Below are 14,177 nucleotides of genomic sequence, written 5' to 3'. Positions count from 1 at the left end.
GAGATGCACGCCACTGTCCATCAATGCTTCGCAGCCACCGCAGCGCGCACGCCGGATGCGGAGTTCCTTTTCACGGAGTCGGTGACGGCGAAGGCCTACGGCATTGCGCCCGGCGCGATCCGCTGGGGCGAGGCCGCGGCCGAGGTCGAGCGCCTGCGCGCCGCTTACGCGGAAGCCGGCTACGGCCACGGCCACCGCGTCGGCCTGCTGCTGGAGAACCGTCCCGCCTTCCTGCTCCACTGGCTGGCCCTCAATGCGCTGGGCGTGAGCGTGGTCCCCATCAATGCCGAGATGCGTTCGGCCGAGCTGGTCTACCTGATCGGCCACAGCGAGATCGGGCTGGCCGTGACGCTGCCCGAGCGCGCCGCCGACCTGCGCGCCGCCGCGGCCCAGGCCGGCATCGCCTTCGAGACCATGGGCTCCGGCGACGCAGTGCCCACGGCGAAGACCCAGCCGCCGCGCGCGTCCGAAGCGATCGGCCTCGGCACCGAGTGCGCGGTGCTCTACACCTCCGGAACCACCGGCCGGCCCAAGGGCTGCATCCTGGGCAACGCCTACTTCCTGCGCGCGGGCGAATGGTATGCCGCGCTCGACGGCGTGTGCGGCATCCGCCGCGATGCGGAGCGGGTGATCACGCCGCTGCCGCTCAACCACATGAACGCGATGGCGTTCTCGACGATGGTGGTGCTGGTGGCCGGCGGCTGCCTGGTGCAGCTGGACCGCTTTCACCCGAAGACCTGGCTCGCGAGCGCACGCGAGAGCCGCGCCACCATCGTCCACTACCTGGGCGTGATGCCGGCGATGCTGCTGGCCGCGCCGGATTCGGCGGCCGACAAGGACCATGCGATCCGCTGGGGCTTCGGCGCCGGCGTGGACCGCAAGAACCATGCGCCTTTCGAATCGCGCTTCGGCTTCCCGCTGGTCGAGGCCTGGGCCATGACCGAGACCGGCGCCGGTGCCTGCATCATGGCCAACCGCGAGCCGCGCCTGGTGGGCACGAGCTGCTTCGGCCGGCAGCAGGACTATGTCGAGCTCCGGCTGACGGACGACGAAGGCCGGGACGTGCCGGCCGATGTGCCCGGCGAGCTGCTGGTGCGCTCCGCCGGCGACGACCCGCGGCGCTATTTCTTTTCCGGTTACCTGAAGGACGAGCAAGCCACGCGCGAGGCCTGGGCCGGCGGCTGGTTCCATACCGGCGACCTCGTGCGGCGCGACGCCGATGGCAACCTTTTCTTCGTCGACCGCAAGAAGAACGTGATCCGCCGCAGCGGCGAGAACATCTCGGCGGTCGAGGTCGAGAGCGTGCTGAACCAGCATCCGGCGGTCAAGACCTCCGCCGTCGCCGCCACGCCCGACACCGTGCGCGGCGACGAAGTGCTGGCCTGCATCGTGGTGCGCGAGGCGATCGATGCCTCGCAGCGCGCGGAGATCGCGCAGAGCATCGTCGAGCATGCGCTGGCGCAGCTGGCCTACTACAAGGCGCCCGGCTATGTGGCCTTCGTCGACGCACTGCCGTTGACGGCATCGCAGAAGATCCAGCGCGGGCAGCTGCGCGAACTGGCGCACGGGCTGCCGGGCCAGGCGCACTGCATCGACACCCGCGCGATGAAGAAGAGGCAGGCCTGAGATGGCGCGCAACCGGCTTTCCTACGAAGGCGTCGCGGTGGCGGTGCCGGTGACCGTGCCCTACATGCGCTACTCCACGCGCAGTGCGCACTGGTTCGTCGGCCAGGCGCTCGAAGCGCTGGTCAAGGCCGGCGGCGTGGCCAAGGAAGACATCGACGGCCTGTGTCTCAGCAGCTTCTCGCTGGCGCCCGACACGGCCGTCGGCGTGACGCAGCACCTGGGCCTCTCGCCGCGCTGGCTGGACCATGTGCCCACCGGCGGTGCCTCGGGCGTGATGTGCCTGCGCCGCGCGGCGCGCGCGGTGCAGGCGGGCGATGCCGAAATCGTGGCCTGCGTGGGCGCCGACACCAACCATGTCGACTCGTTCCGCCTGACGCTGGGCAGCTTCAGCAACTTTGCGCGCGATGCGAGCTACCCCTATGGCTCGGGCGGGCCCAACTCGATCTTCGCGATGATCACGGCCAACTACATGCGCACCTACGGCGCCAGGCGCGAGGACTTCGGCCGCATCGCGGTGGACCAGCGCACCAATGCGCTCGGCAATCCGAATGCGATGTTCAAGAAGCCGCTCACGCTCGACGAGTACATGGGCGCGCGGCCGATCTCCGAGCCCCTTCATCTGTTCGACTGCGTGATGCCCTGCGCCGGCGCCGAGGCCTTCCTGGTGATGAGCGAGGCGCGCGCCCGCGACCTGGGCCTGGCGCACGTGGTGATCCGGGGCGCGATCGAGCGCCACAACGCCTATGCCGAGGACCCGGTCATGGTGCAGGGCGGCTGGCGCAAGGACCGCGACGACCTCTATGCGCAGGCCGGCGTGAAGCCCGCCGAGCTCGATTTCGTCCAGACCTACGACGACTACCCGGTGATCGTCATGATGCATTTCGAGGACCTGGGCTTCTGCGAGAAGGGCGAGGGCCCGGCCTTCGTGCGCGAGCACACGATGACCGTCGACGGCAGCTTTCCCAACAACACCAGCGGCGGCCAGCTCTCGGCCGGGCAGGCCGGCGCAGCGGGCGGCTTTCTCGGCATGGTGGAGGCGATCCGTCAGCTCACGGACCAGGCCGGTCCGCGCACCGTGGCCGATGCGAAGCTGGGGCTGGTGGCGGGCTTCGGCATGGTCACCTACGACCGCTGCCTGTGCACGGGTGCGGTGATTCTCGGGAGGCCGGAATGAACAACCCCCACGTTTGCCGCTGCGCGGCTGCACGGCCCCCCGAGGGGGCGGAACGCCTGCCTCGCGGCGGCCCGGCGGAGGCGCAATGACCATGCCCCTGATGCGCCCCAAGCGCAAGAACCCGATCCTGCGCACCCGGCAGATGAACCTGCCGCCGGGTTCCCGCGGCCGCGTTGCGCTGGGCATGACGGCCGCCGCTGCCGAGGGCCGCTTCGAGCTGCAGACCTGCAAGGACTGCGGCACGGTGCAGTACCCGCCGCGCGAGGCCTGCCACAAGTGCCTGTCGCCGCGCCTGCTCTGGCGCGAGCAGACCGGCGAGGGCGAGCTCATCAGCAGCACCACGCTGTATCACAGCAACGACTTGTTCTTCCGCGAGCGCCTGCCCTGGCGCCTCGGCCTGGTGCATCTCGACATCGGCCCGACGCTGATGGTGCACATGCACGGCGAGGTGGGCGATGCGCCGGTGCGCGTGCGCGTGGGCGCGCGGCTCGACCGCGCGGGACAAGCCGTACTGATCGGATTTCCGAACGAAGGGAGTGCCCATATGGCCGACGACAAGATGTTGCGCGAGATGACCAGCGATCCGAAGTTCCGCAAGGCGCTGGTCACCGACGGCAAGACCGAAGTGGGGCAGGCCATCGTGCGCGCCCTGGTGAAGGCAGGTGCCGACATCGTGTGGGTCGGCCATGCCGAGCCCTGGAAAAAGCTCGGCGGCCTGGAGGACATCACGGCCCTGCCGCAAGTGACGCTGGTGCCGCTGGACCTCACCAACGGCCGCTCGGTCAGCGAGCTGGCCGGCGAGATCGGCGGCAAGGTCGACATCGTGATCAACAACGCCGAAGTGCACCGCACCTTCGGCATCGGCGCACGCCGCGGCACCGACGTGGCCAAGGCCGAGATGGACATCAACTACTTCGGCTTGCTGCGCCTGGCGCAGGAGTTCGGGCCGGCGCTCAAGGGGCGCTCGGCCGACGGCGTGACCGGCGCCACGGCCTGGGTCAACCTGCTGTCGATCTACGCGCTCGCGAACTTTCCGCCGCACGGCACCTTCAGCGCCTCCAAGGCGGCGGCGTACTCGCTGGCGCAGTGCCTGCGCGCCGAGATGCGGCCGGCCGGCATCCGCGTGGTCAACGTGTTCCCGGGGCCGATCGACGACGAATGGAACCAGCACCTGCCGCCGCCCAAGGTGACGCCGGGCGCGCTCGCCAATGCGATCGTCAAGGCGCTGCGCGAAGGCATCGAGGACGTGTATCCGGGCGATGTGGCGCAGGAATGGCTGGAGCGCTGGCGCGACAACCCCAAGGTGCTCGAACGCGAGCTCGCAGCTGGAGGCTGAAATGACGACGACGACAACAACGACCGAACCGATTTCCACCGCCGAGATCCTCGGCAGCCTGGTGGGCGCCATGGCCTCCGGCCGCATCCGCGTGGTCGACCTCACGCAGACGCTGACGCCCGAATTCCCGCAGATCGCGCTGCCGCCCGAGATGGGCCAGTGCTGGCCCTTCCGCATCGAGGAGGTGTCGAAGTACGACGAGCGCGGGCCCGGCTGGTACTGGAACAATTTTTCCTGCGGCGAGCACACGGGCACGCACTTCGACGCGCCCATCCACTGGATCTCGGGCCGCGACCTGCCGAACAATTCGGTCGACACCATCCCCGTGCAGCACTTCGTGGCGGCGGCCTGCGTGATCGATTGCTCGCAGCAGGTGAAGGCCGATCCCGACTACCTGATGACGGTGGAGGACATCGAGCGCTTCGAGGCCGAACACGGCCGCATCCCGAAGGGCGCCTGGGTGCTGATGCGCACCGACTGGTCGAAGCGCTCGGACCCCGAGGCTTACCAGAACTTCGACGAAACCGGCCAGCACACGCCCGGTCCCAGCGCCGAGGCGGTGCGCTTCCTGGTCGAGCAGCGCGACGTGCTGGGCTTCGGCTCCGAAGCCATCGGCACCGATGCGGGCCAGGGCTACCACCTGCGCCCGCCCTACCCCTGCCACTACTTCATGCACGGCGCCGGTCGCTATGGCCTGCAGTGCCTCAGCAACCTCGACCTGCTGCCGCCCACCGGCGCGGTGCTGATCTGCCCGCCGCTCAAGATCGAGAAGGGCAGCGGCAGCCCGTTGCGGGTGCTGGCGCTGGTGGGGCACGCCGCTTGAGCAAGAGAAGGAGATCGTCATGAACGTCACGCATCCCGTCGTCGCCGTCACCGGCGGCAGTGCCGGCATCGGCAAGGCGATCTGCGCGGACCTGCTCGCGCAAGGCTGGGAAGTGGTGTCGCTGGCGCGGCGCCGATGCGAGATCAACCACCCCAAGCTCTACAACATCGAGGTCGACCTGATGGACCGCGCCGCGACGGCGCAGGCCGCGCGCGAGATGGCGAGCCGCTTCGAGGTCAGGACCGTGGTGCACAACGCCGGGGTCATCCGTCCTGCACTGCTGGCCGAGGCCAAGCTCGAGGACCTCGACGCCCTGGCCCAGCTGCACCTGGGCTGCGCGATCCAGCTGGTGCAGGCGGCGCTCCCCGCGATGCGCGCCGAGCGCTTCGGCCGCGTGGTGCTCCTGTCCTCGCGCGCCGCAGTGGGCCTGGCCACGCGCACGAACTACTCGGCCACCAAGGCCGGCATGCTGGGCATGGCGCGCACCTGGGCGCTGGAGCTGGCGGCCGACGGCATCACGGTCAACGTGGTGGCGCCGGGGCCGATCCGCACCGATATGTTCTACGACGTGGTGGAAGCCGGCAGCGAGAAGGAACGCCAGCTCGCCGCCTCGGTGCCGGTGCAGCGCCTGGGCGAGGCGGCCGACGTGGCGCGCGCCGTGCGCTTCTTCGTCGACCCGGCCAACGGCTTCATCACCGGCCAGGTGCTCTACGTGTGCGGCGGCACCAGCGTGGGAAGTCTCGCGCTGTAGCGGTGCATCGCGCGCCTTTTACGCGAAACCCCTCGTTGCCTCCCTTGTCATCGCACCGTCGTCTCGCTAGTATTGTTTAGGTCTAAACATTTCAGAAATCATCTTCAGGCCTTGTCCCAACCTTTCTGGAGGATCGTCATGAGAGTTGCAAGCCCCATCCGCGCCCTGGCGGGCATCGTCCTGGGCATCGGCGCGCTGAGCGCCGCGAGTGCCTGGGCGGCCGACTACAAGGTCGGCTTCATCACTTCGCTGTCGGGGCCGGTGTCCTCGCTGGGCATTCCCTACGACAAGGGCATGAAGGCTGCGCTGGCCTACAAGTCCGAGCTGAACGGCCGCAAGATCCAGCTGGTGCAGCTCGACGACGCGTCCGATCCGTCGACCGCCGCGCGCAATGCGCGCAAGATGATCGACGAGGACAAGGTCGACGTCATCATCGGCACGGCCGGGTCGCCTGGCGCGCTTGCCATCGCCGCGGTGGCGCGCGAGACCAAGACGCCGCTGATCTCCATCGCCAACGCCAACCTGCCCGGCGAGGAAGGCGCGTGGATGGTCACGCTGCCGCAACCCGCACCGCTGATGCTGAATGCGGTCGTCGACCAGATGAAGAAGTCGGGCGTGAAGACCGTGGGCTACATCGGTTTCTCCGATGCGTGGGGCGACCTGGTCTACGACGCGCTCACCAAGAGCGCGCCGGCTGCCGGCATCAAGGTGGTGAGCAACGAGCGCTATGCGCGCGCCGACGCCTCGGTCACCGGCCAGGTGCTGAAGATCGTCGCGCTGCGTCCCGACGCGGTGATCACCGGCACCTCGGGCACGCCGGGCGCGCTGCCCTACCTGGCGCTCTCGGAGCGCGGCTACAAGGGCCAGATCTACGGCATGCATGCGCTGATCAACCCCGACTTCGTGCGCGTGGGCGGCAACGCGGTCGAAGGACTGCTGGCACCCACCGGCCCGGTGATCGTGGCCGAGCAGCTGCCCGACTCCAATCCGATCCGCAAGGCCTCGATGGACTTCCGCACGGCCTACCAGAAGGCCAACGGCGCAGCACCTACCGATGCCTTCTCCGCCTACACCTTCGACGCCTGGCTGCTCTTCCTCGACGCCGCGCAGCGCGCCAAGGGCGAGCCCGGCACGCCGGCCTACCGCGTGGCGCTGCGCGACGCGATCGTCAGCACCAAGGAGCTGGTGGGAACGCACAGCGTCTACAACTTCAAGCCCGACAACCGCTATGGCTCCGACGAACGTTCGCGCGTCGTCGTGAAGCTGGAAAAAGGCCAGTGGAAGCTGGTGCCCTGAACATGAAGAACATCGCACGTCTCGTCGGCCTCACGGCCATCGCCCTGGCGGCCGCACAGGCCACGGCCGCCGATCTCAAGATCGGGTTCATCAGCTCGCTGTCGGGGCCGATCTCGGCGCTCGGCATTCCCTATGAAAAGGGCATCCGCGCGGCCATCGCCGAGCATCCGATGCTGGCCGGGCGCAAGGTCGAGCTGATCGTGCTCGACGATGCGTCCGATCCCACCACCGCCGGCCGCAACGCGCGCAAGCTCGTGACCGAGGACAAGGTCGACGTGCTGATCGGCAGCTCGGGCGTTCCCAACGCGATGGCGATCGCGGCGGTGGCGCGCGAGCTCAACACGCCGCTGATCTCGCCCACGCCGGTCACCATCCCCGGCCCCGAGGGCGCGTGGACGGTGACGGTCTCGCAGCCCTTCCCGCTGATGGTCGCGGGCGTGGTCGAGCGCATGAAGAAGTCCGGCGTGAAGACGGTGGCCTTCATCGGCTTCTCCGACGCGCTGGGCGACCTGGCCTACGACTCGCTCGTGAAGAGCGCCGATGCCGCCGGCATCAAGGTGGTGGCCAACGAACGCTATGCGCGCGCCGATTCTTCCGTGGCGGGCCAGGTGCTGAAGATCGTCGCCGCGCGTCCCGATGCGGTCTTCGCCGGCAATTCCGGCACGCCGGGCGCCTTGCCCTACCTGGGCCTCGCCGAGCGCGGCTACAAGGGCCAGATCTACGGCACGCACGGCCTGATCAACGCCGACTTCGTGCGCGTGGGCGGCGCCTCGATCGAGGGCCTGCAGGTGCCCAGCGGCCCCGTGCTGGTGGCCGACCAGCTGCCCGCGGACAACCCGATCAAGAAGGTGTCGATGAACTTCCGCAGCGCCTACCAGAAGGCGCACGGCGCGGTGCCGACGGACGCCTTCTCCTCCTACACCTATGACGCCTACCTGCTGCTGGCCGATGCCGCCTCGCGCACCAAGGGCGAGCCGGGCACCGCGCAGTACCGCACGGCCTTGCGCGACGCCATCGTGAGCACCAAGGAGCTGGTGGGCACGCACGGCGTCTACAACTTCAAGCCGGACAACCGCTACGGCTCCGACCAGCGCGCCGTGGTGGTGGTGCGCATGGAAAAGGGCCAGTGGAAGCTGGTCCCCTGACGTCCTGATACGACCCGAGGCGCCCCTGCCATGAACAGCTACCGCGACCATCCTGAAGCGATCCGCGCGCTGGTCCAGGAGGACCGCGTGCATCGCGACCTCTACCTCAGCGAGGAGCTGTTCGCGCTGGAGCAGGAGCGCTTCTTCGCCAACACCTGGCTCTACGCGGGCCATGCGAGCCAGGTGCCGAACACCGGCGACTATTGGGCGCTGGAGCTGGCGGGCAGGCCGGTGATGATGGTGCGCCAGGCCGATGGCGCGGTGCGCGTCTTCTACAACCGCTGCGCCCACAAGGGCAGCCGCCTGGTGACGGACGAAAGCGGCAACGCCGGCAAGTTCTTCCGCTGCCCCTATCACGCCTGGACCTACAAGCTCGACGGAGCGCCGCTCGCGATTCCGCTGAAGGCCGGCTACGAGGGCACGCGCCTGAAGGAATGCGAATCGGGCCGGGGCCTGGTCGAGCTGAAGAACACGGCCGTCTACCGCGACTTCGTTTTCGTGCGCCTGTCCGACCACGGCCCGGGCTTCGAGGACTATTTCGGGGAGGTGCTAAGCGCCATCGACAACATGGTCGCGCGCTCACCCGAGGGCAGGCTGGCGGTGGGCGGCGGCGTCATGCGCAACATCATCCATTGCAACTGGAAGATGTACCTCGAGAACATCAACGACACCGTGCATCCGATGTCCACGCACGAGTCGGCCACGCAGGCGGCCGATGCGCTGTGGCAGGGCCGCGGGCCCGAGGAGCCCAAGCCGATGGCGATGGAGCAGATCCTGCCCTTCGGCTCGGGCTACGACTTCTTCGACAAGATGGGCGGGCGGGTGTTCGCCAACGGGCACAGCGTGCTGGGCATCAACTTCAGCATCCACTCGAACTACGCCCAGCTGCCCGACTACGAGGCGGCGATGCGCGAGGCGCACGGCGCCGAGCGGGCGATGGAGATCCTGCAGCGCTCGCCGCAGAACTCGGTGCTGTTCCCCAGCCTCTCGGTCAAGGGCTCGCCGCAGGCCATCCGCGTGATCCGCCCGTTGGCCGCGAACCGCACGCTCGTCGAGGCCTGGAGCTTCCGCGCGGCCGGCGCGCCGGACCTGCTTTTCGAGCGTGCGATGACCTACAACCGGCTGGTGTTCTCGCCCATGTCGGTGGTGGCGCACGACGACGTGCACCTGTTCGAGAGCATGCAGCTGGGCCTCAGGGGCGAAGGCAACGAATGGGTGAGCCTGCATCGCAACTTCGATCCCGCCGAGCTCGCGCAAGACACGATCAGCACCAACGGCACCAACGAGCTGCTGATGCGCAACCAGTTCCGCGCCTGGGTCAAGTACATGGCGGAGCCTTCGGCATGACGCAGGCGCAGGACTTCGTCGCCCACGAGGCCGCCCTGCTCGATGCCGGCCGCTTCGACGACTGGCTGGCGCTCTTTGCCGAGGACGGCCGCTACTGGGTGCCGCTGCAGGGCGCCGCGCAGACCGACCCGTTCTCGCACAACTCGATCGCCTACGAAGACCGGCTGCTGCTGCAGCTGCGCATCGAGCGCCTGAAGAACCCGCGCGCGCATTCGCAGCACCCGAAGAGCCATTGCCAGCACGTGCTGCAGCGCTCCGTGGTCCAGCACGACGACGAGCGCGGACTCGCGCTCTCCACGCCCTTCATCTACGTGGAAGCGCGCGGCGAAGAGCAGGTGCTGCTGGCCGGCACCTGCCGCCACCTGCTGATCCGCCATGCCGAGGGCTTCCTGATCCGCCAGAAGCGCATCGACCTGCTCAACGCCGGCCGCGCGCTGCCCGCCATCCAGTTGTTCATCTGACCCATCCCACCCACTTTCGAGGAGCCACGACATGACGAAGAGCCCGATGCTGAAGACCCTGACGCGCACTGCGTTGGCCGTGGCCCTGGCCACCGGATTCGCGACCACCGCGCTGGCGGCCGATCTCAAGGTGGGCCTGAGCGTCTCGCTCTCCGGCCCGAACTCCTCGCTGGGCGTGCCCTACGCCAAGGGCATGCAGGCCGCGCTGGCCTACAAGGGCGAGGTCAACGGCCGCAAGATCCAGCTCATCGTGCTCGACGACGGCTCCGACCCGACCAACGCCGGGCGCAATGCGCGCAAGCTGGTGGACGAGGAAAAGGTGGACGTGCTGATGGGCACCTCCGGCGTGCCGGCCGCGATCGCGATGGCGCAGGTCGGCCGCGACGCGAAGGTGCCGATGATCGGCCTGACGCCGATCCAGCTCGACCCGGCGGAGAACGGCTGGGTCTTCACCGTGGCGCAACCCACGCAGCTGATGATCGACGCGGTGGTCGAGCGCATGAAGAAGGACGGCGTCAAGACCGTGGGCTACATCGGCTTCTCCGACGCCTGGGGCGACCTGGTCTACAACGCACTGATGAAGTCGGCGCCCGCGGCCGGCATCAAGGTGCTGGGCAACGAGCGCTATGCGCGCGCCGACGCTTCCGTCACCGGCCAGGTGCTCAAGCTGTTGGCCATGAAGCCCGACGCGGTGATGACCGGCGGTGCCGGCACGCCCGGTGCGCTGCCCTTCCTGGCGCTGAGCGAGCGCGGCTTCAAGGGGCCGATGTACGGCCAGCACGGCCTGATCAATCCCGACTTCGTGCGCGTGGTCGGCGGGGCCGGGCAGGGCGCGCTGATGCCCACCGGCCCGGTGATCGTGGCCGAGCAGCTGCCGAACGACTACCCGACCAAGAAGATCGCGATGGACTTCCGCGCCGCCTTCCAGAAGGCCAACAACGCACCCACCAGCGATGCCTTCTCGGCCTACTCCTTCGACGGCTGGCTGGTGTTCACCAACGCCGCGGCGCGCGCCAAGGGCGAGCCGGGCACGCCGGAGTTCAGGCAGTCGCTGCGCGATGCGATCGCCACCACCAAGGAGGTGGTGGGCACGCACGGCGTCTACAACTTCAAGCAGGGCGATCTCTACGGCGTGGACCAGCGCGCACGGGTGATCGTGAAGCTCGAGAACGGCCAGTGGAAGCTGGCCAACTGAGGCCGGTGCGCCGCAGCGGAACCAAGCGGAGGACATCTCAATGACACCCGACGTGGCACTGATCCTGGGCATCGACGGCCTGGCGAACGGCGCCGTTTACCTTCTTGCCGGGCTCGGCCTCGTGCTGATCTTCTCGGTCACGCGCGTGGTCTTCGTGCCCTTCGGCGACGTCGCGGCCTTCGCCGCGCTCACGCTGGCCGCCTTCGAAACCGGGCGCGTGCCGCCCACCATCGGCCTGGTGCTGGTGCTCACGGCGCTTGCGCTGGCCACCGAGATCGGCAGCCTGGTGCGGCGGGGCGAGACCGCGCGCATTCCCAGGGCGCTCCTGGGCTGGGGCGTGCTGCCGCTCGTTCCCTGCCTGCTGGCGTGGCTGGCGAGCCGCCCGGGCGTGCCGGCGCCGGTGCACATCGCGACTGCGGTGCTGCTGGTGGTGCCGATCGCGCCGCTGCTCTCGCGCGTGGTGTTCCAGCCGATTGCCGACGCCTCGGTGCTGGTGCTGCTGATCGTCTCGCTGGCGCTGCACTTCCTGCTGTCTGGACTGGGCCTGCTTTTCTTCGGACCCGAAGGCTCGCGCACGCAGCCCCTGGCGAGCGGCTCGCTGCCGCTGGGCGACGGCTTCACGGTGAGCGGGCAGGTGATCCTGATGGTGGCCTCGGCCATCGTGCTCAGCGGCCTCTTCTTCCTGGTGTTCGAGCGCACGATCGCCGGCAAGGCGCTGCGCGCCACCGCGGTCAACCGCGTGGGTGCGCGGCTGGTCGGCATCCGGCCGGCGCGCACGGCGCTGCTGGCCTACGGCTGCGCCTCGCTGCTCGCAGGCCTGATCGGCGTGCTGATCGCGCCGGTCACGACCATGTACTACGACTCGGGCTTCATCATCGGGCTCAAGGCCTTCGTGGCCGCGATCATCGGCGGGCTGGTGAGCTATCCGATGACGGCCATCGGCGCGCTGGCGGTGGGTGTGGTCGAGAGCTTCGCCTCGTTCTGGAGCGGTGCGCTGAAGGACGTGATCGTCTTCAGCCTGCTGATCCCGGTGCTGATGCTGCGCTCCTTCCTGAGCGTGCATGCGGAAGAGGAAGAAGAGGAGGTGGACCAATGAGCGCAGCACCAACGAGCGAAGGCGCCGTCGCGGTGGAGCGCGGCGCGGTGGCGGGTGCGCCCGCGAAGCGCCTCCCCCGGCGCCTGCTGTGGATCGGGCTCGTCGTCGTGGTGCTGGCGCTGGTGCCGCTGCTGGCCGGCAACTTCACCGTCTCGCTGCTCAACGACATCGGCATCGGTGCGCTGGTGGCGCTGGGCCTGGTGCTCCTGACCGGCATCGGCGGGGCCACCTCCTTCGGGCAGGCGGCTTTCGTCGGCATCGCGGCCTACGCGACGGCGTGGCTCAGCACGACGCAGGGGCTGTCGCCCTGGATCGGGCTGGCGTTCGCCCTGGGCCTGACCGGCCTCTCGGCGCTGGGCATCGGCCTGCTGACGCTGCGGCTGGGCGGGCACTTCCTGCCGCTGTCGACCATCGCCTGGGGCCTGTCGATCGCCATGCTGTTCGGCAACGTGGATGCGCTGGGGCGCCACACGGGGCTGTCGAACATTCCGGCGCTCACCATCGGCACTTTTTCGCTGGCCGATCCGCGCGCCATCTACTACCTGATCTGGGTCCTGGTCGGGCTGGCCATTCTGTTCAGCCACAACCTGCTGCAGTCGCGGCCGGGCCGCGCGATCCGCAGCCTGCGCGGCGGCGCCATCCTGCTGGCCAGCGTGGGGGCCGATGCCTATCGCGTGCGGCTCACGCTGTTCGTGACGGCCGCGCTGTTCGCCGGCCTCGCGGGCTGGCTCTACGCGCACATGAACCGCTTCGTGAGCCCTTCGCCCTTCGACGTGCGCGCCAGCATCGAGTACCTGCTGATGGCGGTGGCCGGCGGACTCGGCCACCTGACGGGCGCACTGGTCGGCTCGGCGCTGGTGCTGATCCTCAAGAACGGGCTGCAGGACGTGCTGCCGCTCCTGACGCAGCGCGCCGGCCAGCTGGAGGCCGTGGCCTTCGCGACGCTCTTCATCCTGCTGCTGCACTTCGCGCGGGGCGGGTTGATGGGCTTCGTGCGGCGCTGGACGCACCGGCGTGCGCGCACGCAAGCGCCGCGCCAGCCGATGGCGGCGGTCGCGCCGCTGCCGCATCGCACGCTGCCGGAGCGCGGCTCGCTGGTGCTTTCCGTCACCGGCGCGGTCAAGCGCTTCGGCGGGCTGGTGGCGGTCAACGACGTGAGCTTCGAGGTCAAGGCCGGCGAGATCATGGGCCTGATCGGCCCCAACGGCGCGGGCAAGTCGACCATGTTCAACCTGCTGACCTGCACCTTGCCGATGACGGCCGGGCAGGTGCGCTTCCTCGGCCATGACATCGGCGGCATGCCGCAGCGCAAGGTCGCGCGGCTGGGCCTGGCGCGGACCTTCCAGCACGTCAAGCTGCGCCCGCACATGACGTTGCTGGACAACGTCGCGCTGGGGGCGCATGCGCGCACGACGGCGGGCGTGCTGAAGGCGGGCCTCCGGCTGGACCGTGCCGAGGAGCGCCAGATCCTGCAGGAGGCGCAGCGCCAGCTGGACCGGATCGGACTGGGCGATCGTGCGCACGAGCTGGCGGGCAGCCTGCCGCTGGGCACGCAGCGCATCCTGGAGATCGCCCGCGCCCTGGCGGCCGACCCGGTGCTGCTGGTCCTCGACGAGCCCGCTGCCGGCCTGCGGCGCAAGGAAAAAATGGCCCTGGGCGACCTGCTGCGCAAGCTGCGCGAGGAGGGCGTGACCATCCTGATCGTCGAGCACGACATGGACTTCGTGATGAAACTGGTGGACAGGCTGGTGGTGATGAACTTCGGCTCCAAGCTGGTCGAGGGCGTGCCCTCGGCGGTGCGGGCGGACGCGCGGGTGCAGGCGGCTTATCTGGGGAGCGTCGTATGAGCGCCGCCCGGCCGCCCGAAGGCGCTCGCCCCCTCCTTCAGGAGGGGGTGCGCGAAGTACACGAAGTGACGAGCCTGGGG

The 14,177-nt window shown here is 69.2% G+C and carries 12 protein-coding genes; all 12 read left to right on the top strand.

Annotation, left to right across the window (positions count from 1 at the left end):
* The first annotated feature begins 3 nt into the window (after positions 1 to 3).
* The 12 genes from AC3A6Y_RS00425 (at position 4) to AC3A6Y_RS00370 (ending at position 14,097) form a co-directional block, all read left to right on the top strand.
* Entirely contained in the window at positions 4 to 1,626 is a 1,623-nt protein-coding gene (locus AC3A6Y_RS00425; protein WP_487866263.1) for an AMP-binding protein, read from the top strand.
* 1 nt (position 1,627) lies between these two features.
* Complete coding sequence (locus AC3A6Y_RS00420) at positions 1,628 to 2,800, top strand: thiolase family protein (RefSeq protein WP_487866262.1); 1,173 nt, start codon at positions 1,628 to 1,630, stop codon at positions 2,798 to 2,800.
* Positions 2,801 to 2,885: 85 nt separating this feature from the next.
* On the top strand, positions 2,886 to 4,136 hold the full coding sequence (locus AC3A6Y_RS00415) for an SDR family NAD(P)-dependent oxidoreductase (RefSeq protein WP_487866261.1): 1,251 nt from the start codon (positions 2,886 to 2,888) through the stop codon (positions 4,134 to 4,136).
* Position 4,137: 1 nt separating this feature from the next.
* Positions 4,138 to 4,959: a cyclase family protein gene (locus tag AC3A6Y_RS00410; RefSeq protein WP_487866260.1), complete on the top strand. Its 822-nt coding sequence runs from the start codon at positions 4,138 to 4,140 to the stop codon at positions 4,957 to 4,959.
* A gap of 19 nt (positions 4,960 to 4,978) precedes the next feature.
* A complete protein-coding gene (locus tag AC3A6Y_RS00405) occupies positions 4,979 to 5,710 on the top strand; it encodes an SDR family oxidoreductase (RefSeq protein ID WP_487866259.1) in 732 nt (243 codons plus the stop codon).
* A gap of 138 nt (positions 5,711 to 5,848) precedes the next feature.
* Positions 5,849 to 7,006, top strand: coding sequence for an ABC transporter substrate-binding protein (locus AC3A6Y_RS00400; RefSeq protein WP_487866258.1), 1,158 nt, complete (start codon positions 5,849 to 5,851; stop codon positions 7,004 to 7,006).
* Positions 7,007 to 7,008: 2 nt separating this feature from the next.
* Positions 7,009 to 8,151, top strand: a complete 1,143-nt coding sequence (locus tag AC3A6Y_RS00395; RefSeq protein WP_487866257.1) for an ABC transporter substrate-binding protein — start codon at positions 7,009 to 7,011, stop codon at positions 8,149 to 8,151.
* 30 nt (positions 8,152 to 8,181) lie between these two features.
* Positions 8,182 to 9,498 carry an aromatic ring-hydroxylating dioxygenase subunit alpha gene (locus tag AC3A6Y_RS00390; RefSeq protein ID WP_487866256.1) on the top strand — a complete coding sequence of 439 codons (1,317 nt, stop codon included), beginning with the start codon at positions 8,182 to 8,184 and terminating at the stop codon, positions 9,496 to 9,498.
* On the top strand, positions 9,495 to 9,959 hold the full coding sequence (locus AC3A6Y_RS00385) for an aromatic-ring-hydroxylating dioxygenase subunit beta (RefSeq protein WP_487866255.1): 465 nt from the start codon (positions 9,495 to 9,497) through the stop codon (positions 9,957 to 9,959). The genes AC3A6Y_RS00390 and AC3A6Y_RS00385 overlap by 4 nt, the downstream gene beginning before the upstream one ends.
* A 31-nt stretch (positions 9,960 to 9,990) precedes the next feature.
* Positions 9,991 to 11,154 (top strand): ABC transporter substrate-binding protein, encoded by a 1,164-nt coding sequence (locus tag AC3A6Y_RS00380; protein WP_487866254.1) that lies wholly within the window; start codon positions 9,991 to 9,993, stop codon positions 11,152 to 11,154.
* Positions 11,155 to 11,194: 40 nt separating this feature from the next.
* On the top strand, positions 11,195 to 12,250 hold the full coding sequence (locus AC3A6Y_RS00375) for a branched-chain amino acid ABC transporter permease (protein WP_487866253.1): 1,056 nt from the start codon (positions 11,195 to 11,197) through the stop codon (positions 12,248 to 12,250).
* The gene (locus tag AC3A6Y_RS00370) at positions 12,247 to 14,097 is read left to right on the top strand and encodes a branched-chain amino acid ABC transporter ATP-binding protein/permease (RefSeq protein ID WP_487866252.1); all 1,851 of its coding nucleotides are present in this window, start codon (positions 12,247 to 12,249) and stop codon (positions 14,095 to 14,097) included. The genes AC3A6Y_RS00375 and AC3A6Y_RS00370 overlap by 4 nt, the downstream gene beginning before the upstream one ends.
* The last annotated feature ends 80 nt before the right edge of the window (positions 14,098 to 14,177 follow it).

Source organism: Variovorax sp. Soil_C_17 (assembly GCF_057657265.1).
The sequence above is the reverse complement of the archived record's forward strand: the minus strand, read 5'-3'. Positions and strand labels throughout refer to the sequence as shown.

Excerpts from the sequence above, each read along its gene's own strand:
- AC3A6Y_RS00425 (WP_487866263.1), top strand. The coding sequence starts at position 4 with ATGCACGCCACTGTCCATCAATGCTTCGCAGCCACCGCAGCGCGCACG.
- AC3A6Y_RS00420 (WP_487866262.1), top strand. The coding sequence starts at position 1,628 with ATGGCGCGCAACCGGCTTTCCTACGAAGGCGTCGCGGTGGCGGTGCCG.
- AC3A6Y_RS00415 (WP_487866261.1), top strand. The coding sequence starts at position 2,886 with ATGACCATGCCCCTGATGCGCCCCAAGCGCAAGAACCCGATCCTGCGC.
- AC3A6Y_RS00410 (WP_487866260.1), top strand. The coding sequence starts at position 4,138 with ATGACGACGACGACAACAACGACCGAACCGATTTCCACCGCCGAGATC.
- AC3A6Y_RS00405 (WP_487866259.1), top strand. The coding sequence starts at position 4,979 with ATGAACGTCACGCATCCCGTCGTCGCCGTCACCGGCGGCAGTGCCGGC.
- AC3A6Y_RS00400 (WP_487866258.1), top strand. The coding sequence starts at position 5,849 with ATGAGAGTTGCAAGCCCCATCCGCGCCCTGGCGGGCATCGTCCTGGGC.
- AC3A6Y_RS00395 (WP_487866257.1), top strand. The coding sequence starts at position 7,009 with ATGAAGAACATCGCACGTCTCGTCGGCCTCACGGCCATCGCCCTGGCG.
- AC3A6Y_RS00390 (WP_487866256.1), top strand. The coding sequence starts at position 8,182 with ATGAACAGCTACCGCGACCATCCTGAAGCGATCCGCGCGCTGGTCCAG.
- AC3A6Y_RS00385 (WP_487866255.1), top strand. The coding sequence starts at position 9,495 with ATGACGCAGGCGCAGGACTTCGTCGCCCACGAGGCCGCCCTGCTCGAT.
- AC3A6Y_RS00380 (WP_487866254.1), top strand. The coding sequence starts at position 9,991 with ATGACGAAGAGCCCGATGCTGAAGACCCTGACGCGCACTGCGTTGGCC.
- AC3A6Y_RS00375 (WP_487866253.1), top strand. The coding sequence starts at position 11,195 with ATGACACCCGACGTGGCACTGATCCTGGGCATCGACGGCCTGGCGAAC.
- AC3A6Y_RS00370 (WP_487866252.1), top strand. The coding sequence starts at position 12,247 with ATGAGCGCAGCACCAACGAGCGAAGGCGCCGTCGCGGTGGAGCGCGGC.